The organism is Streptomyces sp. SirexAA-E, assembly GCF_000177195.2.
Lineage (GTDB): Bacteria > Actinomycetota > Actinomycetes > Streptomycetales > Streptomycetaceae > Streptomyces > Streptomyces flavovirens.
Genome location: NC_015953.1, coordinates 1020506 through 1042471 on the forward strand (window position 1 = coordinate 1020506; position 21966 = coordinate 1042471).

21 protein-coding genes are annotated in these 21966 nt (G+C 71.5%); 3 read left to right on the forward strand and 18 right to left on the reverse strand.

What is annotated here, in order from left to right; all coding sequences use genetic code 11:
* Nucleotide 1: 1 nt before the first annotated feature.
* Nucleotides 2–1009: an aspartate carbamoyltransferase catalytic subunit gene (locus tag SACTE_RS04325; protein WP_014044810.1), complete on the reverse strand. Its 1008-nt coding sequence runs from the start codon at nt 1007–1009 to the stop codon at nt 2–4.
* A gap of 91 nt (nt 1010–1100) precedes the next feature.
* Complete coding sequence (pyrR, locus tag SACTE_RS04330) at nt 1101–1685, reverse strand: bifunctional pyr operon transcriptional regulator/uracil phosphoribosyltransferase PyrR (RefSeq protein ID WP_014044811.1); 585 nt, start codon at nt 1683–1685, stop codon at nt 1101–1103.
* Between the two features lie 220 nt (nt 1686–1905).
* Here pyrR and bldD point away from each other — a divergent pair, with 220 nt between their 5' ends.
* Nucleotides 1906–2406, forward strand: a complete 501-nt coding sequence (gene bldD / locus SACTE_RS04335) for a transcriptional regulator BldD (RefSeq protein WP_014044812.1) — start codon at nt 1906–1908, stop codon at nt 2404–2406.
* A gap of 153 nt (nt 2407–2559) precedes the next feature.
* Here bldD and nusB read toward each other — a convergent pair whose 3' ends face one another.
* The 13 genes from nusB to SACTE_RS04400 form a co-directional block, all read right to left on the reverse strand.
* Entirely contained in the window at nt 2560–2991 is a 432-nt protein-coding gene (gene nusB / locus SACTE_RS04340; protein ID WP_014044813.1) for a transcription antitermination factor NusB, read from the reverse strand.
* Nucleotides 2992–2993: 2 nt separating this feature from the next.
* Nucleotides 2994–3560: an elongation factor P gene (gene efp, locus SACTE_RS04345; RefSeq protein WP_014044814.1), complete on the reverse strand. Its 567-nt coding sequence runs from the start codon at nt 3558–3560 to the stop codon at nt 2994–2996.
* Between the two features lie 61 nt (nt 3561–3621).
* Nucleotides 3622–4728 (reverse strand): M24 family metallopeptidase, encoded by a 1107-nt coding sequence (locus SACTE_RS04350; RefSeq protein WP_014044815.1) that lies wholly within the window; start codon nt 4726–4728, stop codon nt 3622–3624.
* 86 nt (nt 4729–4814) lie between these two features.
* Nucleotides 4815–5657: a Pro-rich N-terminal domain-containing protein gene (locus SACTE_RS04355; protein WP_014044816.1), complete on the reverse strand. Its 843-nt coding sequence runs from the start codon at nt 5655–5657 to the stop codon at nt 4815–4817.
* A gap of 119 nt (nt 5658–5776) precedes the next feature.
* Nucleotides 5777–6220, reverse strand: coding sequence for a type II 3-dehydroquinate dehydratase (gene aroQ / locus SACTE_RS04360; RefSeq protein WP_014044817.1), 444 nt, complete (start codon nt 6218–6220; stop codon nt 5777–5779).
* Nucleotides 6217–7863, reverse strand: a complete 1647-nt coding sequence (gene aroB / locus SACTE_RS04365; protein WP_014044818.1) for a 3-dehydroquinate synthase — start codon at nt 7861–7863, stop codon at nt 6217–6219. The genes aroQ and aroB overlap by 4 nt, the downstream gene beginning before the upstream one ends.
* Nucleotides 7860–9044 carry a chorismate synthase gene (gene aroC / locus SACTE_RS04370; RefSeq protein ID WP_014044819.1) on the reverse strand — a complete coding sequence of 395 codons (1185 nt, stop codon included), beginning with the start codon at nt 9042–9044 and terminating at the stop codon, nt 7860–7862. The genes aroB and aroC overlap by 4 nt, the downstream gene beginning before the upstream one ends.
* Nucleotides 9045–9169: 125 nt before the next feature.
* Nucleotides 9170–10000 carry a shikimate dehydrogenase gene (locus tag SACTE_RS04375; protein ID WP_014044820.1) on the reverse strand — a complete coding sequence of 277 codons (831 nt, stop codon included), beginning with the start codon at nt 9998–10000 and terminating at the stop codon, nt 9170–9172.
* On the reverse strand, nt 9997–11793 hold the full coding sequence (mltG, locus tag SACTE_RS04380; RefSeq protein WP_014044821.1) for an endolytic transglycosylase MltG: 1797 nt from the start codon (nt 11791–11793) through the stop codon (nt 9997–9999). Before mltG ends, SACTE_RS04375 begins: the two co-directional genes overlap by 4 nt.
* 100 nt (nt 11794–11893) lie before the next feature.
* Nucleotides 11894–12367: a Holliday junction resolvase RuvX gene (gene ruvX, locus SACTE_RS04385; protein ID WP_019993676.1), complete on the reverse strand. Its 474-nt coding sequence runs from the start codon at nt 12365–12367 to the stop codon at nt 11894–11896.
* A gap of 7 nt (nt 12368–12374) precedes the next feature.
* The gene (gene alaS / locus SACTE_RS04390) at nt 12375–15044 is read right to left on the reverse strand and encodes an alanine--tRNA ligase (protein ID WP_014044823.1); all 2670 of its coding nucleotides are present in this window, start codon (nt 15042–15044) and stop codon (nt 12375–12377) included.
* A complete protein-coding gene (locus SACTE_RS04395; protein WP_014044824.1) occupies nt 15044–15388 on the reverse strand; it encodes a DUF6167 family protein in 345 nt (114 codons plus the stop codon). Before SACTE_RS04395 ends, alaS begins: the two co-directional genes overlap by 1 nt.
* A gap of 7 nt (nt 15389–15395) precedes the next feature.
* Nucleotides 15396–15836: a DUF948 domain-containing protein gene (locus SACTE_RS04400; protein ID WP_019993675.1), complete on the reverse strand. Its 441-nt coding sequence runs from the start codon at nt 15834–15836 to the stop codon at nt 15396–15398.
* A gap of 220 nt (nt 15837–16056) precedes the next feature.
* Here SACTE_RS04400 and SACTE_RS04405 point away from each other — a divergent pair, with 220 nt between their 5' ends.
* Nucleotides 16057–18315 carry an AAA family ATPase gene (locus SACTE_RS04405; RefSeq protein WP_014044826.1) on the forward strand — a complete coding sequence of 753 codons (2259 nt, stop codon included), beginning with the start codon at nt 16057–16059 and terminating at the stop codon, nt 18313–18315.
* A gap of 17 nt (nt 18316–18332) precedes the next feature.
* Here SACTE_RS04405 and rpsD read toward each other — a convergent pair whose 3' ends face one another.
* Nucleotides 18333–18947 (reverse strand): 30S ribosomal protein S4, encoded by a 615-nt coding sequence (rpsD, locus tag SACTE_RS04410; RefSeq protein ID WP_014044827.1) that lies wholly within the window; start codon nt 18945–18947, stop codon nt 18333–18335.
* A gap of 188 nt (nt 18948–19135) precedes the next feature.
* On the opposite strand from rpsD, the gene SACTE_RS04415 reads away from it, so the two are divergent.
* Complete coding sequence (locus SACTE_RS04415; RefSeq protein ID WP_026359218.1) at nt 19136–19837, forward strand: DUF2470 domain-containing protein; 702 nt, start codon at nt 19136–19138, stop codon at nt 19835–19837.
* A gap of 9 nt (nt 19838–19846) precedes the next feature.
* On the opposite strand, the gene SACTE_RS04420 is transcribed toward SACTE_RS04415, so the two are convergent.
* On the reverse strand, nt 19847–21220 hold the full coding sequence (locus SACTE_RS04420) for a replication-associated recombination protein A (RefSeq protein WP_014044829.1): 1374 nt from the start codon (nt 21218–21220) through the stop codon (nt 19847–19849).
* A gap of 42 nt (nt 21221–21262) precedes the next feature.
* Entirely contained in the window at nt 21263–21898 is a 636-nt protein-coding gene (locus tag SACTE_RS04425; RefSeq protein ID WP_014044830.1) for a vitamin K epoxide reductase family protein, read from the reverse strand.
* Between the last annotated feature and the right edge of the window lie 68 nt (nt 21899–21966).

Below are 21966 nucleotides of genomic sequence, written 5' to 3' on the forward strand. Positions count from 1 at the left end.
GTTACTTGTTCTCCTCGGTACGGGCGGCGGCGGACGGCAGGGCGGTCTCGGAACCGCCCAGCAGCAGGTACAGGACGGCCATGCGGACGGACACCCCGTTGGCGACCTGCTCGACGGCGGTGCAGCGGCCGGAGTCGGCGACCTCGGCGGTGATCTCCATGCCGCGGTTCATCGGGCCGGGGTGCATCACGACGGCGTGCTCCGGCATCTTCGCCATGCGCAGGCCGTCCAGGCCGTAGCGGCGGGAGTACTCGCGCTCGGTCGGGAAGTACGCGGCGTTCATCCGCTCGCGCTGCACCCGGAGCATCATGACGGCGTCCGAGGCGGGCAGCACGTCGTCCAGGCTGTAGCTGACCTCGCAGGGCCACCGCTCGACACCGACCGGTACGAGGGTGGGCGGGGCCACCAGGGTGACCTGGGCACCGAGCGTGGTCAGCAGGTGGACGTTGGAACGGGCGACACGGCTGTGCAGGATGTCGCCGACGATCGTGACCCGGCGGCCGTCGAGGTCCTTGCCGAGCCCGGCGTCGGCACCCACCAGCCTGCGGCGGATCGTGAAGGCGTCCAGCAGCGCCTGGGTGGGGTGCTCGTGGGTGCCGTCACCGGCGTTGACGACGGCGCCGTCGATCCAGCCCGAGGTGGCGAGGCGGTACGGGGCCCCGGAGGAGCCGTGCCGGATGACGACGGCGTCGGCGCCCATGGCCTCCAGGGTCAGGGCGGTGTCCTTGAGGGATTCGCCCTTGGAGACCGACGAGCCCTTGGCGGAGAAGTTGATGACGTCGGCGGAGAGCCGCTTGGCGGCGGCCTCGAAGGAGATGCGGGTGCGCGTCGAGTCCTCGAAGAAGAGGTTGACGACGGTACGGCCGCGCAGGGTGGGGAGCTTCTTGATCGGCCGGTCGGCGACCCGGGCCATCTCCTCGGCGGTGTCGAGGATCAGGACGGCGTCGTCGCGGGTGAGGTCCGCGGCCGAGATGAGGTGACGGGGGTTTCCCCCGGGAGAGCGCAGCATCTGGGAGGGGCTCCGTGGAAGGTGGAGGATTCAGGCATGCGGGCGTGCGGAAGCAGCCGTACCGCCGAGAGGGCGTACGGGGTGCGGGAAGCTACTGCTCGCCTGCCGGGACGGCCGGCTTGACACCGAGCAGCACGGCGTCGCGGCCGTCCTCCTCGGCGAGCTGGACCTTGACCGTCTCCCGCAGCGACGTGGGGAGGTTCTTGCCGACGTAGTCGGCGCGGATCGGGAGTTCGCGGTGACCGCGGTCGACGAGGACCGCGAGCTGCACGGCGCGGGGCCTGCCGATGTCGCCGAGCGCGTCCAGGGCGGCACGGATCGTGCGGCCGGAGAAGAGCACGTCGTCGACGAGGACGACGAGCCGTCCCTCGATGCCGTCGGCGGGGATGTCGGTCCGGGCGAGGGCGCGGGCGGGGCGCATGCGCAGGTCGTCGCGGTACATCGTGATGTCGAGCGATCCGACGGGCGTCGCGCGTCCGGTGATCTCCTCGAGCTTCCCGGCGATCCGGCGGGCGAGGAAGACGCCCCGCGTCGGGATGCCGAGCAGTACCACGTCGTCGGCGCCCTTGGCGCGTTCGACGATCTCGTGGGCGATGCGGGTGAGGACCCGGGCGATGTCGGGGGCCTCGAGAACGGGCCGGGCGGTGTCGCCGGGCTGGTCATGCTGCGTGTCCATAAGAAACGGACCTCCTTCTCCGCCTCACTGGACGGTCGTTAAAGGACGTCGGATGTACGTCCGATACGTTACCAGGGCGGGCACGACGTCCCGGCCGCGCCCCCGGGGGCCGCGGGTCCGGACCTTTCGGCTTGACGCGAGCAAGTAACGCTGCGTAACCTCACAGTGAGTTACCAGCCACGCGGCCCAGCCGCAGAATGTCCAGCGTCCGGGGAGCCTTATGTCCAGCGAATACGCAAAGCAGCTCGGGGCCAAGCTCCGCGCCATCCGCACCCAGCAGGGCCTCTCCCTCCACGGCGTGGAGGAGAAGTCGCAGGGCCGCTGGAAGGCCGTCGTGGTCGGCTCGTACGAGCGCGGCGACCGCGCGGTGACCGTACAGCGTCTCGCCGAGCTGGCCGACTTCTACGGGGTCCCGGTGCAGGAGCTCCTGCCCGGCACGACCCCCGGCGGGGCCGCCGAGCCGCCGCCGAAGCTCGTCCTTGACCTGGAGCGCCTCGCCCACGTCCCGCCGGAGAAGGCCGGCCCGCTCCAGCGCTACGCGGCGACGATCCAGAGCCAGCGCGGCGACTACAACGGCAAGGTGCTGTCGATCCGCCAGGACGACCTGCGCACCCTGGCCGTGATCTACGACCAGTCGCCGTCCGTGCTCACGGAGCAGCTGATCAGCTGGGGCGTGCTGGACGCCGACGCGCGCCGCGCGGTGGCCCACGAAGAGGGCTGACCGGCCTCACACCGCACCCAGGACGCCGGGCAGGCGGGGCAGACGCCCCGACCGCCCGGCGTCCGTCGTTTCCGGGGACCGGGCCCGCGCTCATGCCGAAGGGCCCACGGCCGCTCGGCCGTGGGCCCTTCGTGGGGCGTACGCCACCGCGTGCTACTGCTCGCGGCGCAGATTCGCCTTGAGGTCCTTGAAGCGGGCCAGCAGGCCGTTCACGAAGGACGGTGAGTCGTCCGTGGAGAACTCCTTGGCGAGCTGGACGGCCTCGTCGATCACCACGGCGTCGGGGGTCGAGTCCATCCAGATCAGCTCGTAGGCGCCGAGCCGCAGGATGCTCCGGTCGACGACCGGCATGCGGTCTATCTCCCAGTCCACCGCGTAGGTGACGATGAGGTCGTCGATGCGGTCCGCGTACTGCGCGTACCCCTCGACGAGCTCCATCGTGAATTCGCCGACCGGCGGCTGACGGTCGTCGGTCCGCGAGAGCCGTACCCAGTCCGCGAGGACCGTCTGCACGGACTCACCGCGCTGGTCGGCCTCGAAAAGGATCTGGAAGGCGCGCTTGCGGGCCTTGTTCCGGGCAGCCACGGTTAGCTGTTCACCCGGCCGAGGTAGTCGCCCGTGCGGGTGTCGACCTTGATCTTCTCGCCGGTGGTGATGAAGAGCGGGACACCGATCTCGTAGCCGGTCTCCAGGGTGGCGGGCTTGGAGCCACCGGTGGAGCGGTCGCCCTGCACGCCCGGGTCGGTGTGCTGGATGGTCAGCTCGACCGCGGCGGGCAGCTCGACGTAGAGCACCTCGCCCTCGTGCTGCGCGACGGAGGCGGTGAAGCCCTCGATCAGGAAGTTGGCGGCGTCGCCGACGGCCTTGCGGTCGACCATCAGCTGGTCGTACGTGTCCATGTCCATGAAGACGAAGTACTCGCCGTCCATGTACGAGAACTGCATGTCGCGGCGGTCAATGGTGGCCGTTTCGACCTTCACGCCGGCGTTGAACGTCTTGTCGACGACCTTGCCGGAGAGCACGTTCTTGAGCTTGGTGCGCACGAAGGCGGGGCCCTTGCCGGGCTTGACGTGCTGGAACTCGACGACGGACCAGAGCTGGCCTCCGTCGAGCTTGAGCACCAGGCCGTTCTTGAGGTCGTTCGTGGAAGCCACGGTTGCGGAATCTCCTGGACTGAAGCTGGTGGACGACAAAGGATGCGCGCGAGGATCTCTCCTAGAGCGCGAGCAGCTCCTTGGTCGTAATGGTGAGTAGCTCGGGTCCGCCGTCCGCCTCGGGGCGTACGACGAGCGTGTCATCGATCCGGACACCGCCCCGGCCCGGGAGGTGGACCCCCGGTTCGACGGTGACCGGCACGCAAGCGTCCAGTTTACCCATGGCTGCCGGTGCCAACTGCGGGTCCTCGTCGATTTCGAGTCCGACCCCGTGCCCGGTGGCGGCCGGAAGCCCGTCGGTGTGGCCCGCGGAGTCCAGGAGATGGCGAGCCGCGTGGTCCACGTCGCGGTAGGCGGCGCCCGGCACGAGGGCTTCCCGTCCGGCCCGCTGAGCGGCGAAAACGAGGTCGTAGAGCTCGATCTGCCAGTCCGCCGGTGCGGTGCCGATGACGAACGTCCGCCCGATCTCGCAGCGGTAGCCGCGGTAGTTGGCGCCGAGGCACACGGAGAGGAAATCGCCTTCCTCGACCCTGCGGTCGGTGGGCCGGTGACGGCCCAGGCCCGAGTGCGGACCCGTCCCCACGGAGGTGGCGAAGGCCGGCCCGTCCGCGCCGTGGTCCACCAGGCGGCGCTCCAGCTCCAGCGCGAGGTGACGCTCGGTACGGCCCACCAGGATGGATTCCAGCAGTTCGCCAAGTGCCTGGTCGGTGATCTCGGCGGCGATCCGCAGACAGGCGATCTCCTCCTCGTCCTTGACCAGCCTGAGCTGTTCGACCGCGCTGCCGAGGTCCGCGAGGCGCAGCCGCGGGGCGACGGCGGACATGGCGCGGTGGCGGGAGACCGTGAGGTCGTGCTCCTCGACGGCCAGGCAGTCCGCGTCCAGGCCGAGCGCGAGGCCCGCGGCGGTGACGACCGGATCGGCGTCGGGCGCGGGCAGGACGTCCACCCGCAGTCGCTCGTCGGGGCGCCCGTGGGCGGGGTCTCCGGTCGGGGCGCGGGGGCAGAGCAGGACGTCCTCGCCGGGACCGAGCAGCAGCACGGCGCCGGGCGGGGCCCCGCCCGCGAGATAGCGGACGTTGGCGGGGCGGGAGACCAGGGCGGCCGCGGATCCGGCGGCGGCGTACCGGTCGCGCAGCAGCCCGCGTCGGACGGCGTACACCTCTGACATGTTTCCGAGCGTACGAGCGGCTGCGGCGGCCCGCCCGGTCAGCGCATCCGACCGGGGCTCCGGCTCTCCGCGGCGGGTCAGGACCGCTACCAGGCCGGCGGGCTGGCTATGGAGCGGGCCAGTACGTCGTCCAGGACGCGTGCGGTCGTCTCGACGTCGTACGTCGAGTTGTCGATGATCGGCAGCCCCGAGCCGTACCAGCCGGCCATCCGGCCGTGGATCCGGGCGACCTCCTCGTCGGAGAGGCGTCGGTTGCCGCTGCGGGCGGCGTTGCGCTCCAGGACGACTTCCAGGCCGGGCAGCAGGACGACGGGCAGCAGGCCGGGTCCCACGTGGCGCTTCCAGCCGCCGAGGCCGACGACGGGCCGGTCCGGGAACACGGCGTCGTCCAGGATGCAGGAGATGCCGTTGGCGAGGAAGTTGCGGGCGGCGAAACCGCAGGTGCGGCGGGCCAGGCGGTACTGGGCCTCGGAGTGGTCGTTCCATCCGGCCTGCGGGTCGGCGAAGCCGGAGCAGACCCATTCGCGGACGTCGTCCAGGGAGACGTGCGCGGTGGGGACGCGACGGCGGCTGGCCCAGAGCTTGGCGACCGTGGTCTTGCCGGCGCCGGCCGGGCCGATCAGCAGGACCGCGAGGGTGGCGGTGCCGGTGCCGGGCTCGGCGGGCGGCGCGGGAAGCGGGACGGGCTCGCCGGGCGGGAGCTGGACGTGCCCGGTGGTCTCCCTGGCGGGAGGGCCGGGCGCGGGCTGCGGAGCGGGGGCCCATCCGGGCCCCTGTCCCTGTCCGGGCGGAGGCGCCCCGGGGGCGGGGGGTATCGGCGGCTGCCCCGGCAAAGGACCGGGGTGGCCTGTGTGCTGGGCCTGGTGCGTCCAGGGTCCGTTTCCGGGACCGTGGGGCGGCGGCAGCGGGGCCCCCACTGCGTGCTGCATCCGGTGCCACTCCGTCTCGTACAGGCAACTGGCGCTGGTCGAGGGCCAACGGTACCGCCCCCGGTCGTCATCGCGTGAACGTCCGGGGGCGGTGGGAGGTGCCCGGTGGCCGGTCCCTGTCAGTCCGTCAGTTCCTCGGCCAGCGCCCGCAGGGCCAGCCGGTAGGAGCCGATGCCGAAGCCCGCCACGGTGCCGGTGGCGACGGGCGCGACCACGGAGGTGTGGCGGAACTCCTCACGCGCGTACGGGTTCGAGATGTGCACCTCGATGAGCGGCGCGGTGCGCTGGGCCGCCGCGTCCCGCATGCCGTACGAGTAGTGCGTGAAGGCACCGGGGTTGAGAACGACCGGAATCGACCCGTCGGCGGCTTCGTGGAGCCAGCGGATGAGTTCGCCCTCGTCGTTGGTCTCGCGGACGTCGACGTCGAACCCGAGCTCCTTGCCGAGCGCCTGGCAGGTCTCGACGAGACCGGCGTAGGAGGTGGCCCCGTAGACGTCGGGCTCCCGGGAGCCGAGACGGCCGAGGTTGGGGCCGTTGAGCACGAGGACCGTGCGTGCGCTCACGCGGAGACCTCCCCGTAGGCGGCGAGCAGGATCGCCGGGTCGGGTCCTTCCAGCACGGTGGGCCGGCCGATGCCGTCGAGGACGATGAAGCGGAGCAGGTCGCCCCGGGACTTCTTGTCGACCTTCATGTTCTCCAACAGCTTGGGCCACTGGTCGCCGCGGTAGGTGAGCGGGAGCCCGACGGACTCGAGGACGGCGCGGTGCCGGTCGGCGGTGGCGTCGTCGAGGCGTCCGGCGAGCCGGCCCAGTTCGGCGGCGAAGACCATGCCGACGGAGACGGCGGCGCCGTGGCGCCACTTGTAGCGCTCGTTCTTCTCGATGGCGTGGCCCAGGGTGTGGCCGTAGTTGAGGATCTCCCGCAGGCCGGACTCCTTGAGGTCGCTGGAGACCACCTCGGCCTTCACCCGGATGGAACGCTCGATGAGCTCGGCGGTGTGCGGTCCGGCGGGCGTGCGGGCGGCTTCGGGGTCCGCCTCGATGAGGTCGAGGATCACGGGGTCGGCGATGAAACCGGCCTTGATGATCTCGGCCATGCCGGAGACGTAGTCGTGGACCGGCAGCGAGTCCAGTGCGGCGAGGTCGCAGAGCACCCCGGTCGGCGGGTGGAAGGCGCCGACGAGGTTCTTGCCCTCGGCGGTGTTGATGCCGGTCTTGCCGCCGACGGCCGCGTCGACCATGCCGAGGACGGTCGTGGGAACGGCGATCCAGCGCACCCCGCGCAGCCAGGTGGCGGCGACGAAGCCGGCGACGTCGGTGGTGGCCCCGCCGCCGACGCCGACGATGACGTCGGTGCGGGTGAAGCCGGTCTGGCCGAGCGCCTTCCAGCAGTAGGCGGCGACCTCGGCGGTCTTGGCCTCCTCGGCGTTGGGCAGCTGGATCGCGATGGCCTCGTAGCCCTGGCCGGCCAGGTCCTCGCGTACCGCCTCACCGGTCTCGGCGAGCGCCTCGGGGTGCAGCACGGCGACCCGCTTGGCGCGGTCGCCGATGAGGTTCGGCAGTTCGCCGAGGAGCTGGTGGCCGACGAGCACCTCGTACGGGTCGGTGCCCGCCGTGCCGGCGATCTGGATGCGCGTGGTGGCCTGCTCGGTCATGGATGTGTTCTCCCGGCCGGAGGCCACGGGCTCCGCCACGGCCTCCAGCAGTTCCAGTGCGTCGAGGACCGCCTGGGCGACCTCTTCGGGGGTGCGTTCGTCGGTGGCGACGGTCGTGCGGGCCACCTCTTCGTACAGATGCCGCCGGGCGTCCATGAGCTCGCGCCACTGCCGTCGCGGGTTGACGGCGAGCAGCGGGCGGGCGGTGTTCAGCCCGACCCGCCTCACGGCCTCCTCCACGTCCATCGCGAGATAGGCGACCGGACGGCCGGCGAGCAGGGCGCGGGTCTCCGCGTCGAGCACCGCGCCGCCGCCGAGGGCGAGGACACCGGTGTGCCGCTCGACGGCCTCGCGTACGGCCCGCCGCTCCAGCTCCCGGAAGTGCTCCTCGCCCTCGTCGAAGAAGATCTCCGCGATGGCCTTGCCCGCCGTGGCCACGACGTCCGCGTCGGTGTCGCGGTAGGTGGTGCCCAGCCGTTCGGCGAGGAGTTCGCCCACGGTGGACTTGCCGACCCCCATCGGGCCGACCAGGACGATCAGCGGGCCGCTCACCGGATCTGGAGGTGGGAGAGGTACGACTGCACGTTGCGGTGGGTCTCGGCCACGCTGTCGCCACCGAACTTCTCCGCGACGGCGTCGGCCAGCACCAGGGCGACCATCGCCTCGGCGACGATCCCGGCGGCCGGGACGGCGCAGACGTCGGAACGCTGGTGGTGGGCCTTGGCCGCCTCGCCCGTGACGACGTCGACGGTGGCGAGCGCGCGGGGCACGGTGGCGATGGGCTTCATCGCGGCGCGCACCCGCAGCAGTTCGCCGGTGGTCAGGCCGCCCTCGGTACCGCCCGCGCGGCCGGACGCACGCCTGATGCCGTTCTCGGTCGCCACGATCTCGTCGTGCGCCTTCGAGCCGGGGACCCGGGCGAGGTCGAAGCCGTCGCCGACCTCGACGCCCTTGATGGCCTGGATGCCCATCAGCGCGCCGGCGAGCCGGGCGTCGAGCCTGCGGTCCCAGTGCACGTGCGAACCGAGGCCGACCGGGACGCCGTACGCGAGTACCTCGACGACGCCGCCCAGGGTGTCACCGTCCTTGTGGGCCTGGTCGATCTCCGCGACCATCGCCTCGGACGCGTCGGCGTCCAGGCAGCGCACCGGGTCGGCGTCGAGGCGCTCGACGTCGGAGGGCTTGGGGTAGACGCCGTAGGGCGCCTTGGCCGCGGCCAGCTCGACGACGTGGGAGACGATCTCGATGCCGGCGGTCTCCTTGAGGTAGGAGCGGGCGACGGCGCCGAGGGCGACACGGGCCGCGGTCTCCCGGGCGCTGGCGCGCTCCAGGACCGGGCGGGCCTCGTCGAAGCCGTACTTCTGCATCCCGGCGAGGTCGGCGTGGCCGGGGCGGGGCCGGGTCAGCGGGGCGTTGCGCGCCTGCTCGGCCAGCACGTCCGGGTCGACCGGGTCGGCCGACATGACCTGCTCCCACTTGGGCCACTCGGTGTTGCCCACCATGACGGCGACGGGCGAGCCCATGGTCAGGCCGTGCCGGACGCCGCCGAGGAAGGTCACCTCGTCCTGCTCGAACTTCATCCGGGCGCCGCGCCCGTAACCGAGCCGTCGCCTGGCGAGCGCGTCCGCCACCATCCGGGTGGTGATCGGGATACCGGCGGGAAGACCCTCCAGCGTCGCCACCAGTGCGGGGCCGTGCGACTCTCCGGCGGTCAGCCAGCGCAACCTGCTCAACGGTGCTCCTCATGCTCGCGCCTGAAACTGCAACGGCGCGACCGGGTGCGCGGCCCTGGCCCGCCACCCCTGATCCTCCCACGGCCGAAGGACCCGACGGCCGCCGGTCCGTCAGGCGGACGTTCCTACCGTCCCCGCGCCGCCAGCGCGGCTTCCCCTGCCGCGCGCATGACCGCGAGAGGCGCGTCACGTCCCGTCATCTGCTCCACCTGGAGGACGGCCTGGTGCACGAGCAGGTCGAGGCCGCCCACGACGGGGGCCCCGGCCTCGGCCCAGCGGGACGCCAGCACCGTCGGCCACGGCTCGTACAGCACGTCGAACAGCGTGCCGGGGGTCTCGGGGACGGCCTGTGCCAGCGTGTCCGTCGTCCCCGCGGGTGTGGTGGCGATCACCAGCGGCGCCCGCAGACCCAGCGCCGCGTCGGTCCAGTCGGCCGTGCGGACGTCGACGCCGAGGCGTTCGCCCCAGCCGCGCATCTCGTCGGCGCGTGCCGCGCTGCGGACGTACGCGGTGACGGGACCGGTGCAGATCCCGGCCAGGGCCGCCAGTGCGGAGGACGCCGTGGCGCCGGCGCCGAGGATCGCCGCGGACTCCACCTTGTCGACGCCGCGTTCGCGCAGGGCCGCGACCATGCCGGGGATGTCGGTGTTGTCGCCGGTCCTGCGGCCGTCCTCGGTGAGGACGACGGTGTTGACGGCCTCCACGGAGGCGGCGGTCTCGCTGATCCGGTCCAGCAGCGGGATGACGGCCCGCTTGAGCGGCATGGTGAGGGAGAGACCCGCCCACGAGGAGTCCAGGCCCTCGACGAAGCCGGGCAGAGCCGCCTCGTCGACGTCGAAGCGGTCGTACGACCAGGTGTCGAGGCCCAGCTCCGCGTAGGCGGCCCTGTGCAGGACCGGGGAGAGGGAATGGGCGATGGGCGAGCCGAGGACGGCCGCCCGGCTGGTGACAGTCACTGGTCGGCCTTCTTCTGCTCCTCGTACTCCGCGCGGTTCCTGTTGTGCTCGTCGTTCGTGACGGCGAACAGTGTCTTGTCCTCGTTGATCGACACGAAGTAGTACCAGGGGCCGTCCGCAGGCTTGATCGCCGACTGCAGGGCATCGATTCCGGGATTGGTGATCGGACCGAGCGGAAGCCCCTTGATGCTGTACGTGTTGTACGGGTCCTCGATCTTGCGCACTTCGTCGACAGCACCGATGTCCAGGGTGCTCTCCTGCCGGATGTAGTTGATCGTCGAGTCGAACTCGAGCCGTCCGGCTGTCTGAGTGTTGTCCGGCTTGAGCCGGTTGTAGACGACCCTGGAGACCTTGTCGAAGTCGTGCTTGTACTTGCCCTCTTTCTGCACCAGGCTTGCGACGGTGAGGAGTTCGAGCGGTGATTTGAGGTTGAGCTTCGCCGCACTCTCCGCCAGGTCGAGCTTGGCGTATTCCTTGTTTGCCCTGGTGACCATCTTCTTCAAGGCGTCCTCGGGCTTCGACCCCTTTTTGACGGGGTACGCCGCCGGGAAGAGGAAGCCCTCCAGGGGATCCTTGATCTTCGGATCGTCGTCGGCCCACTCGGGGAGGCCGAGACTTTCGGCCCTCGTCCTGGCGACCTCCGCAGTCGTCCCTTCCTTGAGCTCAAGCCGCTTGTCGATGATCTGGTAGACGCCTGCGGTACTCGTACCCTCGGGAATGACCAAGGCGTTCTGACTGCTCGGACTCAGCATCAGTTCGACGGCACTCTTCGCCGACATCTCCTTCTTCAGGAGATAGACACCGGCCTGCAGGGACTTCCCCTTGGGATTCCCGTTCTGAGCGGAAATGAAGGCGTCGGCCGATTTCACGACGCCGGCCTTCTTCAGGATGTTCGCGATCTCGTTGCCGTACGCGCCCTCGGGAATCTCCACCTCGACCGAGCCCGACCCGCTGCCCGCGTAGTCCGGGGCCGCGCCGAATCTGTCCTGGTAGTACGAGTAGCCGAGATAGGTCACTCCGCCGAGGCCGCCGACGAGGACCACCGCGACGCCGAGGCAGGCGCAGCCGTTGCGGCTCTTCTTCTTGCCTTTGCCACGGCGCTCGCCGCCGCTCCTGCGGGGAGCGCGCGAGCCGTCCTCGTGGTCGTCATCGTCGTCGTCCCGGCGGGAGCGGCTACGCGCGTCACGGTCGTCGGCCGGTGCGTCCGTGCCCGTGAAGAAGGGGTGCGTCTCCTCCTGCGGGGCGTCCGGGTCCCAGTCCGTGTTCCGGCCCGCGGGCTCCGGCTCCGGTTCCTGCTGCTGGGGCCGGTGGCCGGGGGGCTGCGGAGGCGGGTAGGCCTCGGGGGTGCCGTAATGGTCGGGCTGGTCGCCGTAGCCGCCCGGTCCGGCGCCGTACGAGGCGGCCTGGGGGTCGTACGGCATCGCGGTCTGCTGACCGGTGTCCCAGCCACCGCCGTACTGCGGCTGCTGCTGGTGCTGCTGCTGGGCGTACGGGTCCTGCTGCTGCCCGTAGTACTGCTGGGGCGGCTGGGCGTACGGATCCTGCTGGTGCCCGTACTGCTGCTGGGGCGGCTGGGCGTACGGGTCCTGCTGATGCTGCTGCGCGTACGGGTCCTGCGGGTAGCCCTGCTGGGTGTACGGGTCCTGCGCGTAGGGCTGCTGCTGACCTTCGTACCGGCCCTGGCCCTGGCCGTGGCCGGGGGCGGCCTGCTGGCCACTCCAACCCTGGTCCCCGAACAACGGGTCCTCAGGGTGCCACGGTTCGGAGCCGGGGCCCCGGCCATACTCAGTCATCGATCCCCTAGAGCCGCGAGACGACGTTCCGTCTCTTCGCTTAGCTGTGCGGTGTCTGTTCGAACACCGGCGCATCGCGCGGAACGTTACCGTATCGCGATCAGGCAACCACTTCGACGCCCTCACCAGGGGCCGCGCCTGACGCCCGTTCGGACTCCAGAGCGTTCTGGAGGATCACCACGGCGGCAGCCTGGTCGATGACGGAACGGCCCTTCTTGGACGTCACCCCCGAGGCGCGCAGCCCCTGAGTGGCCGTCACCGTGCTCATCCTCTCGTCCACGAGGCGCACCGGGACCGGCGCGATCGCACGGGCGAGCACCTGGGCGAAGGCGCGGACCTTGACGGCGGCGGGGCCTTCGCCGCCGCCCAGCGAGCGGGGCAGACCGACGACGACCTCGATCGGCTCGTACTCCTCGACGATCCGGCCGAGCCGCCGGTGGGCGGCCGGGACGTCGCGTCCCGGCACGGTCTCCACCGGCGTGGCGAGGATCCCGTCGGGGTCGCACGAGGCGACCCCGATCCGGGCGTCCCCGACGTCGATCGCCAGTCGGCGTCCGCGGCGCATCTGCGTCATCCCGCCGTCACGCCGTCTCGGTGACGAGGCGCTCGACGGCGGCGACGGCGTCCCCGATGGCGTCCGGGTTCTGGCCGCCTCCCTGGGCGACGTCCGGCTTGCCGCCGCCTCCGCCGCCGAGGGTCTTGGCTGCGGTACGGACGAGGTCACCGGCCTTGAGGCCGCGTTCCCGGGCGGCCTCGTTGGTGGCGATGACCGTCAGCGGGCGGCCGTTGGCCGTGGTGAACAGGGCCACGACGGCCGGCCGGCCGCCCTGGACGCGGCCGCGTACGTCGAGGACCAGCTTGCGCAGGTCGTCGGCGGAGGTGCCGTCCGGCACCTGCCCGGTGACCAGGGCGACGCCCCGGACGTCCTTGGCGGACTCGACGAGTCCGGCGGCGGCCTGGAGCACCTTCTCCGCGCGGAACTTCTCGATCTCCTTCTCGGCGTCCTTCAGCTTGCCGAGCATGCCGGAGATCTTCTCGGGGAGCTCCTCGGGCCGGCCCTTGAGCAGCTCCTGGAGCTGGGCGACGACCGTGTGCTCCTTGGCGAGGAAGTTGTACGCGTCGACGCCGACCAGGGCCTCGATGCGGCGCACCCCGGACCCGATGGACGACTCGCCGAGCAGCTTCACCAGCCCGAGCTGGGCGGTGTTGTGGACGTGCGTACCGCCGCACAGCTCCTTGGAGAAGTCGCCGATGGTCACGACACGGACCCGCTCGCCGTACTTCTCGCCGAACTCGGCGATGGCGCCCTGCTTCTTGGCGTCGTCGATGGACATGACCTCGGCCTGGACGTCGAGCTCCCGGGCGAGGACCTCGTTGATCTTCTGCTCGACGTCGGTGAGGACCGTGCCGGGTACGGCGGCGGGCGAGCCGAAGTCGAAGCGGAAGCGGCCGGGCGAGTTCTCCGAACCGGCCTGGGCGGCGGTCGGGCCCAGCGCGTCGCGCAGCGCCTGGTGCGTGAGGTGCGTGGCGCTGTGGGCGCGGGCGATGGCCCGGCGGCGGGTGGTGTCGATGGCTGCGAGGACGGAGGAGCCGACCGTCACCTCGCCGACCTGCACCGATCCCTTGTGGACCGAGACGCCCGGGACGGGCTGCTGCACGTCGCGGACCTGGATGACGGCGCCGGTGTCGAGCCGGATGCGGCCCTGGTCGGCGAGCTGGCCGCCGCCCTCGGCGTAGAACGGGGTGCGGTCCAGGACGACCTCGACCTCGTCGCCCTCGGTGGCGGCAGGCGAGGGCACACCGTCGACGAGCAGGCCGACGATGGTCGACTCGCCCTGGGTGGAGGTGTAGCCGGTGAACTCGGTGAGGCCGGAGTTGTCGGCGACCTCGCGGTAGGCGGACAGGTCTGCGTGGCCGGTCTTCTTGGCCTTGGCGTCGGCCTTGGCGCGCTCCCGCTGCTCCTTCATCAGGCGGCGGAAGCCGTCCTCGTCCACCGAGAGGCCCTGTTCGGCGGCCATCTCCAGGGTGAGGTCGATCGGGAAGCCCCAGGTGTCGTGGAGCAGGAACGCCTTGTCGCCGGCGAGGACCTTGCCTCCGGTGGCCTTGGTCTCGCTGACGGCGGTGTCGAGGATGTTCGTGCCGCCCTTGAGGGCCTTGAGGAAGGCAGCCTCCTCGGCGAGCGCGACGGTCTCGACGCGCTTGCGGTCGGTGACGAGCTCCGGGTACTGCTGCCCCATCGTGTCGATCACCACGTCGACCAGGTCCTTGACGACCTGCCCGGTGGCGCCCAGCAGGCGCATGTTGCGGATGGCGCGGCGCATGATGCGGCGCAGCACGTAGCCGCGGCCCTCGTTGCCGGGGGTGACGCCGTCGCCGATGAGCATGACGGACGTACGGATGTGGTCGGCGACGACGCGCAGCGAGACGTCGGAGCCGTGCTCGGCGCCGTAGCGGACGCCGGTGAGCTCGGTGGCCTTGTCCATGACGACGCGCAGGGTGTCGGTCTCGTACATGTTCTGTACGCCCTGGAGGATCATCGCGAGACGTTCCAGGCCGAGACCGGTGTCGATGTTCTTCGACGGCAGGTCGCCGAGGATCGGGAAGTCGTCCTTGCCCTCGCCGGCGCCGCGCTCGTACTGCATGAAGACCAGGTTCCAGATCTCCACGTAGCGCTCGTCGTTGACGGCCGGGCCGCCCTCGACGCCGAACTCGGGGCCGCGGTCGTAGTTGATCTCGGAGCACGGGCCGCAGGGTCCGGGGACGCCCATGGACCAGAAGTTGTCCTTCTTGCCCAGGCGCTGGATGCGCTCGGCCGGGACGCCGATCTTCTCGCGCCAGATCTGCTCGGCCTCGTCGTCGTCGAGGTAGACCGTGATCCACAGGCGCTCGGGGTCGAGGCCGAAGCCGCCGTCCTCGACGGAGTTGGTCAGGGCCTCCCAGGCGAACTGGATGGCGCCTTCCTTGAAGTAGTCCCCGAAGGAGAAGTTGCCGCACATCTGGAAGAACGTGCCGTGCCGGGTGGTCTTGCCGACCTCTTCGATGTCCGGCGTGCGCACGCACTTCTGCACGCTGGTGACGCGCGGGGCGGGCGGCTTGACCTCGCCGAGGAAGTACGGCTTGAAGGGGACCATGCCCGCGGGGACCAGCAGCAGAGTCGGGTCGTCCGCGATGAGCGACGCCGAAGGCACGACGGTGTGACCGCGCTCCTCGAAGAAGCTCAGCCAGCGGCGGCGAATTTCAGCCGACTCCATTAGTGGTCCTCATTCCGGTTGTTCGAGTTGTAGGGAAGCGTGCGGTGGACGGTGGCGCGGTCCGGGCCGGGCGCCTCGACGGCGGTGTGGCGGATCACCGGGAGTTCGGGGTCGACGGGTGCGTCGAGACCCAGCGCCCCGCCCAGCTCGGCCTCCCGGCGGACCATGCCCTCGCGCACGTCGAGGGCGAAGTCCTTCAGGCGGTGGCCCGCGTCGATCGCCTTGTCCGCGGCCTGCGCCGCGAGGCTCTCGGGGGTCAGCTGCCTGATCTTGCGGTTGACCTTGGTGGTGGCCCAGACACCGGCGGCTGCGCCGGCGGTGAACCAGAACGTACGGCGGAACATCGCTGCGTCAGTCCTTCTGTCCGCGGGAGCTTCGGCCGTTCCGCCTCTTGCGGGCGGACGGCACGGTACGGCCGACGACCACCGTACGGCGGGGGGCCCGCCGGTCGGGCTCGGGCTCGGTCCGGCGGCCGAGGGCCTGCCGCACGCCGTACCCGAACGCGGCGACCTTCACGAGCGGTCCGCCGAAGGTGGAGGCGACGGTGGTGGAGAGCGCCGAGGCGTTGGAGGTGACCTCCTGGACGTCGCTCGCGATCGCGTCCACCTTGTCGAGCTGGGTCTGCGCGGAACGCAGCGTCGCGGAGGCGTCGGCGAGCAGCGGCACGGCCTGCTCGGTCACGTCCGCCACCAACGCGGTGGTCGCCTTGAGCGTCTGGGCCAGTCTCACCAGCACCACGGCGAGGAAGGACACCAGGATCGCCCAGAAGACGGCCACCAGGATCCCGGCCACCTCTCCACCGGACACAGCGCACCGCTCTCTGCTCGTCGATCACCCAGGACAGGGCTCCGTCCTCGGCCTGCGTCGGTCGGGCCTGCGCGTACCGCCACCACGGCCGATCGTCTTCCCTTGAGCCTATCGCGCCGGGCGTCGGCCCCCGTACCGCATTACCGGCGGGCGGGAACGGGGCGTTTTGTACGCACCGCATGTGTGCCAGTACTCTGCGTGTCCCATGAGACGCCCTCAGCGCTCCTCCCCCTGGCCCGACGACGCGCGGCCCCCGTCCGTGTCCGGGCGGGCGGACCTCCCCGCCGAACTGAGCGCGTTCGTGGGGCGCGAGGAGGAACTGGCCCGGATCGGGGCGCTCCTCGGGGAGTCGAGGCTGGTGACGCTGGCGGGAGTGGCGGGGGTCGGCAAGACCCGCTGCGCCACGAGGATCGCGGCACTGGTGGAGAAACGGTACTGCGACGGGGTGCGGATCGCCGGGCTCGCGGACGTCCACGACCCGGCCCTGCTGGACCACGCTCTGGCCGAGGCGCTGGGGGTCACCGACCACACGGGCAGGCCTCCCCGCACGGCGCTGCTGGAGTACTGCGCCGAGCGCCAACTCCTCCTGGTGATCGACGGATTCGAGCACCTGGTCGACGCGTGTGCCCGGCTGGTGGAGGAGTTGCTGCGCCGGGCGCCGCGGCTGCGGGTGCTCGCGGCGGGGCGGCGACCGCTGCGGTTGGACGGCGAGCACACCTTCACGCTGGCGCCGATGACGGACGAGGACGCGGTGGCGCTCTTCGTCCTGCGCGCCCGCGCCGTGCGACCGGACTTCCGCCCGACCGGGGCGGACCGGGAGACGGCGCGGGACCTGTGCCGGCGCCTCGACGGCATCCCGCTCGCCCTGGAACTGGCCGCGGGACGGATGCGCGCGCTGTCGATGGAGCAGGTGCTGCACCGGCTGGACGACAGGTTCCGGCTGCTGACCGGGGGCAGCCGCAGCGCGCTCCCCCGCCACCGGACCCTGCGCACGGCCGTCGGGTGGAGCCATGAGCTGTGCACGCCGCGGCAGCGGCTGCTGTGGGCGCGGCTGTCGGTGTTCGCCGGTTCGTTCGACCTGGAGGCCGTCGAGTACGTCTGCGGCGGCCACGGCCTGCCGGCCGAATCGGTGCTCGACGTGCTCGACGCTCTGCTGGCGCAGTCCGTGGTGGGGCGGGAGGACCTCGGGGCGGCCACCCGCTACCGGCTGCTGGAGACCCTGCGGGAGTACGGCGCCCGGTGGCTGGAGGCGGCCGGGGACACCGAGCGGATGCGCCGCAGGCACCGGGACTGGTTCCTGGGGCTCGCGACGTGGTGCGAACTGGACTGGTTCAGCCCGCGGCAGGCCCAGGCGGCGGCCCGTGTCGACGCGGAGCTGCCCAATCTGCGCCAGGCGATGGAGTGCTCGATGGAGAGCCCCGAGGACGTCCGTCTCGCGCAGTACCTGGCGGGCACGCTCTGGTTCTACTGGGCGGGCTGCGGCCGCCTCGCGGAGGGCCGCCACTGGCTGGACCAGGTGCTCGACGAGGAGGGGCCCGGCTACGACGCGGGCCGGCTGAAGGCGCTGCGGGTGCTGGGTTACGTGGCCGTGCTGCAGGGCGACTCGGCCGGCGCGGTCGCCGCCCTGCTGGAGTGCCGCGAGGCCGGGGAGCTCTCGGGGGACCTGTCGGCCGTGGCCTACGCGGTGCACCGCACGGGCTGCCTGTCCCTCGTGAGGGACGACCTGCCGCGCGCCGAGGCGCTGCTGCGCGAGGCACTGGCCCGGTACCGGGAGGCCGGGGAGCTGAACAGCAACGTGCTGATGGCACAGGTCGAGCTGGCGATGGCGGTGGCGTTCGGGGGCGACCTGGCCGGGGCCGCGGAGATCTGCCAGGAGGTCCGGGAGATCTGCGAGGACCACGGTGAGCGCTGGGCGCGCGCCTACGCGCTGTACGTGCTGGCCTACGTCGCCCTGGAGGACGGACATCCCGGCCGGGCCCGGCTGATGCTCCGGGAGTGCCTGACCGTCGCGCACGCGTTCCATGACCTGCTGGGCACGGTGCTCTCGCTGGAGCTGATGGCCCTGGTCACCGCGGTCGAGAGGGACGCGGCGGAAGCGGCGGTGCTCCAGGGGGCGGCCGAGCGGATCTGGCCCTCGGTGGGACTGCCGCTCTTCGGTTCGACCCACTACGGACGGCCCAGGGCCCGGTGCGCGGAGCTGGCCCGGACGGCGCTCGGCGGTGGGCGGTACGAGGCACAGCGGCACGCCGGAGGGCGGCTGGCGCCGGAGGCCGCCGTGGCGCGGGCGGTCGGCGCCCGGCCGTCCGGCGGACGGCAGGGCGGCACGGCCTCCCGCGGTCCGGGCGGCGGGTCCGGGCGGACGGACCCGGGGGCGGACGACGAGGTGCCCGGCCCGGACACGGCCCCGGACGTGCGAAGGCCCGCCGCCTCCCGGAGAACAGGGAGGGGCGGGCCCGAGCTCTGACGGTGACTACGCCTGGATCAGCGGGCGTAGTACTCGACGACGAGCTGCTCGTCGCAGATGACCGGGATTTCCTTGCGGTTCGGGTCACGGTCCAGGCGGAAGGCCAGGGCCTTCAGGTTCACCTGGAGGTAGCGCGGCGTCTCGCCCTCGGTGTCGTAACCACCCTCGCGGGCCACCTGGAAGGGGACCTTGGAGCGGCTGCGCTCGCGGACCTGCACGACGTCGTCGGGGCGCACGCGGAAGGACGGCTTGTCGACCTTGCCACCGTTGACCTCGATGTGGCCGTGGACGACCATCTGACGGGCCTGGTAGATGGTCTTGGCGATGCCGGACCGCAGGACCAGGGCGTCGAGGCGGCGCTCGAGCTCGACGACCAGCGCCTCGCCCGTCTTGCCCTCGGCCTTACGGGCGCGGTCGTAGGCACGCGCCATCTGGCGCTCGCTGATGTCGTACTGGGCGCGCAGACGCTGCTTCTCGAGCAGACGGACCTTGTAGTCCGAGTTCTGCTTGCGGCCACGGCCGTGCTCGCCCGGCGGGTAGGGGCGCGCCTCGAAGTACTTGACAGCCTTCGGCGTCAGGGCGATGCCGAGGGCACGCGACTTCTTGACCTTGGGACGCGACTGGTTAGGCACGTTCTCCAGACCTCCGTTGTAGGTTAGGTTAGGCTTACCTTACTCAAGGAGATCGTATGTCTCGCCCTGGGAACACCACTCACATCACGGACAGCACTGACAGCGACGGCGCACACGAAGGCGCCGTAACGACGGAAGGCCGATCTGATCGTGGTCAGCCGCGTCCCAGCGGGCTAGAAACCACCCGGCTGCCGTCAGCAGCCGAGCGCACACGAACTCTCGTACAGAGTACCTGCTCGTCGGTACTGCTCGTACCAGGGCTGGAGGTGGTCCATCCGGTGCAGCTGATGCCGGACAGCCGGGCGGTCGGTCCGGAGGGGGACCTGTTCCTCGGGTTCCCGGCCGACTCCCCGCTCGTACGGGCCGCCACCCACGCCCAGGGCGACGAGCTGACCGCCGTGCTGGAGATCACGGACGTCGCGCCCGTCTCCGTCCCGCACCGGATCCGCGGCCGGGCCCGGATCGGCGGGTGGCTCACCACCGTCCCCGGCCTCGCGGGACCGGGCCGGATGATGCTGCGGCTGGAGTTCGGCGAGGCGTCCGTCGACGACCTGTGGGGCGCCGAGTCGGTGGAGCCGGAGGACTTCCGGGACGCCGTCGCGGACCCGCTCGTCGCCCACGAGGCCGAGCTCCTCCAGCATCTGCACGCGGCCCACTCCGAGCAGATGGCCACGCTGTCCACGCTGCTCGGCGAGCGGAGCGCCGACGGCCGCACGGAGGGCCTGCCCTGTGCCGTCCCGGTCGCGCTGGACCGCTTCGGGCTGCGGGTCCGGTTCGTCGAGGGCGGCACGGCCTGCTTCGACGCCCGGTTCGAATTCCCCGACCCCGTAGGCGACATCGGCGAGCTGCGCCGCGCGATGCACACCCTCTTCGAGGCGGCCGCCTGCTGAGCGCCGGCGTCACGCGGACGGGGCGCCGCCCTGCTCCCCGCGGCCGAGCCGCTCGCGGACCCGGTCCGCCACGTCCGCGTACCGCGCCTCGGCGCCGTACCGCGTGGGCTCGTAGTACTTCCTGCCGCGGACGGCCTCCGGGGCGTACTCCTGGGCGGCGATGCCTCCGGGCACGTCGTGCGGGTAGATGTAGCCCTGGGCGTGGCCGAGCTTGGCCGCGCCCTTGTAGTGGCCGTCGCGCAGATGGGCCGGGACCGGGCCGGCGAGGCCCCTGCGCACGTCCTCCTGCGCGGCGAAGATCGCCAGCGTCGCGGCGTTGGACTTCGGGGCCAGTGCCAGCGCGATGGTGGCGTGGCTGAGGGTGAGCGCGGCCTCCGGGAAGCCGATCATCGCGACGGCCTGGGCGGCCGCCACCGCGGTGGGCAGCGCCGTCGGGTCGGCCAGCCCGATGTCCTCACTGGCGGAGATCATCAGCCGCCGGGCGATGAACCGCGGGTCCTCCCCCGCCTCGATCATCCGCGCCAGGTAGTGCAGGGCCGCGTCCACGTCGGAGCCGCGGATCGACTTGATCAGGGCGCTCGCCACGTCGTAGTGCTGGTCGCCGTCCCGGTCGTACTTCACGGCGGCGCGGTCGACGGTCTCCTCCAGCGTCTCCAGCGTGATCTCCGCCTCGTGCTTGGCGAGGGCCGCTCCGGCGGCCGCCTCCAGTGCGGTCAGCGCGCGCCGGGCGTCGCCGCCCGCGATCCGCAGCAGGTGCGCCTCGGCGTCCTCGGGCAGGGCGACCGCGCCGGTCAGCCCGCGCTCGTCGGACACGGCCCGGCGCAGCAGCGCGCGCAGGTCCTCGTCGGTGAGCGGCTCCAGCGTCAGCAGCAGGGAGCGCGACAGCAGCGGGGAGATGATCGAGAAGTACGGGTTCTCGGTGGTGGCCGCGATGAGGGTCACCCAGCGGTTCTCCACGGCGGGGAGCAGCGAGTCCTGCTGGGCCTTGGAGAAGCGGTGGATCTCGTCGAGGAAGAGGACGGTCTCCTTGCCGAAGCCGCCGGTGGCGCGGCGCGCGCCCTCGATGACGGCCCGGACCTCCTTGACGCCCGCGGTGATCGCGGAGAGCTCGACGAAGCGCTTGTTGGTGGCCTTGCTGACCACGTACGCGAGCGTGGTCTTGCCGGTGCCGGGTGGCCCCCAGAGGATCACCGACGAGGGGCCGGCCGGTCCCCCGCCGGCCTCGCCGACGAGACGGCGCAGAGGTGAGCCGGGCTTGAGCAGATGCTGCTGGCCGACGACCTCGTCGAGCGTACGCGGACGCATCCGGACAGCGAGGGGGCTGCTGGACGGGTCCTTCTCCTGGCGGTCTTCGGCTGCTGCGGTAAAGAGATCGGGCTCCACGCGAGGAAGCCTATGTCACCCCACTGACAGCGCCCCGGCCGCTCAGCTGGTCCAGAAGTCCCACCAGCGGGTCAGGATCAGCATCCCGATGATCCCGATCCAGAGCACCGGCGGCACCCAGTGGAACTCGGTGAGGCCGTTCCTGAGCCAGGCCGGGGCGGGCAGGATGCGGTGCTTGACGTTGTGCGCGGTCACGTAGCAGAACATGGTGATCGTGGCGACCCAGGCCAGGCAGCACCAGAGGCAGAGCGAGTTGATGTTGTACAGCGACTGGTACTGGAGCCAGGTGCAGAAGCCGACGCCGAACAGGGTGCCCGCGTTGAGTCCGAGCCAGTACCACCTGCGGAAGCGTGCGCCGGCCAGGAGCGCCATGCCGATGCCGATGACCACCGAGTAGGTGGCGATGCCGAGCATCGGGTTGGGGAAGCCGAAGGCGGACGCCTGCTCGCTCTTCATGATGTTGCCGCACGCGACCACCGGGTTCAGGCTGCAGCCCGGGGTGAAGCTCGGGTCCTCGAGCAGCTTGAACTTGTCGATGGTGATCACCCAGGCGGCGAGCAGACCGGCCGCTCCCGTGATCACCAGCAGCAGTGCGAACGCGCGCCCGCTGCCGAAGGTGCTCGTCCCGCTGTCCTCGTCCTGCCGGGAGGAGGGGTGGTCTACCGCTGCCATCGTCATATCGCCGTTCCATCACTGAGTAGCCAGCCGGGCAGGGCCATTGTGCCGCACCACCGACGGGAGCATCC